1 pseudogene is annotated in these 294 nt (G+C 61.6%); it reads left to right on the plus strand.

Annotated elements, in window-relative coordinates:
• Positions 1 to 294 (plus strand): annotated as a pseudogene (tuf, locus tag ACWTU9_RS33350) (elongation factor Tu); the annotation flags it as partial.

A 294-nucleotide genomic window follows, 5' to 3' on the forward strand; every position in this document is an offset into this window, starting at 1 on the left:
AGCTCGAGGTTCGTGAGCTTCTGTCGAAGAACGAGTTCCCCGGCGACGACATTCCGATCGTCAAGGGTTCGGCTCTGGCTGCTCTGGAAGATTCGAACAAGACCATCGGCGAAGACGCGATCCGCGAGCTGATGGCTCAGGTCGACGCCTACATCCCGACGCCGGTTCGTCCGCTGGACAAGCCGTTCCTGATGCCGATCGAAGACGTGTTCTCGATCTCGGGTCGTGGCACGGTCGTGACCGGCCGCGTCGAGCGTGGCGTGGTCAAGGTCGGCGAGGAACTGGAAATCATCG

Source organism: Mesorhizobium sp. 128a (assembly GCF_053848025.1).